This window comes from Massilia horti (assembly GCF_004614195.1).
In the GTDB taxonomy this organism is placed as follows: domain Bacteria; phylum Pseudomonadota; class Gammaproteobacteria; order Burkholderiales; family Burkholderiaceae_D; genus Telluria; species Telluria horti.
On the sequence record NZ_SPUM01000071.1, the window covers coordinates 1 to 1596 of the forward strand.

Here is a 1596-nt window from a genome sequence, read left to right on the forward strand (position 1 = left end):
GTCTGTGAGAGGGGCGGCGAAAAGGCGGCCGCGGCGGCCTGAGCGCACAGCGCACAGGGCAACCGCGGCGCAGCCGGACCGCCAGCGCCCCGCCAATCTCACTGTACCGTATCCACTAGACACCCGCGAAGTGGCCCTTTGAACAGGCTTGCAGGCTCCGGTCTCGCTAGCGAGGGGATTCCACAGCGGACGTCGACACCCACGAAACCGGTCGCTCAGGCTTCACGGCGTACTGGGGCTGCCCTTAGGCGGTTGGAGGCATCGCCTGCGACCGCCGACGGATGGGTTCTGTGGGCTGCTGGCCGCTGGCGAGCGCTGCACACAGAGCGACAGGGGGCAACCACGCGCTGCTGACACCGCAATGGTAGACGCAGCGCGCTGAGTCCTCCTCCTGGGGCCCCTAAGCCGCACCGCCCACAGCGGGTGAGGTGCGGCGGACGGTGGCCCTGGGGAACTGAGAGGGGGAAAGCGGACTGCCGCCAGCGGCGCACGCCGGCCTTCGGGCGCCGGAAGCACCGCCGCGCGGCGCGCCCTCGGGCGCCGACCAGTAACTTGGAAAATCTCTCCGGCGCTGAAACACGCGCCGGTAGGCCAACCCCGGCGAACGATAGTTACCTGGTTGATTCTGCCAGTAGTCATATGCTTGTCTCAAAGATTAAGCCATGCATGTCTAAGTATAAGCAATTATACGGCGAAACTGCGAATGGCTCATTATATAAGTTATCGTTTATTTGATAGCACCTTACTACTTGGATAACCGTGGTAATTCTAGAGCTAATACATGCTAAAAATCCCGACTTCGGAAGGGATGTATTTATTAGATTAAAAACCAATGCCCTCTGGGCTCTCTGGTGATTCATGATAACTTCTCGAATCGCATGGCCTTGCGCCGGCGATGGTTCATTCAAATTTCTTCCCTATCAACTTTCGATGTTTGGGTAGTGGCCAAACATGGTTGCAACGGGTAACGGAGGGTTAGGGCTCGACCCCGGAGAAGGAGCCTGAGAAACGGCTACTACATCCAAGGAAGGCAGCAGGCGCGCAAATTACCCAATCCCGACACGGGGAGGTAGTGACAATAAATACTGATACAGGGCTCTTTTGGGTCTTGTAATTGGAATGAGTACAATTTAAATCCCTTAACGAGGAACAATTGGAGGGCAAGTCTGGTGCCAGCAGCCGCGGTAATTCCAGCTCCAATAGCGTATATTAAAGTTGTTGTGGTTAAAAAGCTCGTAGTTGAACCTTGGGCCTGGCTGGCCGGTCCGCCTCACCGCGTGCACTGGTCCGGCCGGGCCTTTCCCTCTGTGGAACCCCATGCCCTTCACTGGGTGTGGCGGGGAAACAGGACTTTTACTTTGAAAAAATTAGAGTGCTCCAGGCAGGCCTATGCTCGAATACATTAGCATGGAATAATGAAATAGGACGTGCGGTTCTATTTTGTTGGTTTCTAGGACCGCCGTAATGATTAATAGGGACAGTCGGGGGCATCAGTATTCAATTGTCAGAGGTGAAATTCTTGGATTTATTGAAGACTAACTACTGCGAAAGCATTTGCCAAGGATGTTTTCATTAATCAGGAACGAAAGTTAGGGG

1 rRNA gene is annotated in these 1596 nt (G+C 55.2%); it reads left to right on the forward strand.

Going from position 1 to position 1596, the window contains the following annotated elements:
* Positions 1-607: 607 nt before the first annotated feature.
* Positions 608-1596: ribosomal RNA gene (locus E4O92_RS25485) — 16S ribosomal RNA — on the forward strand; the annotation flags it as partial.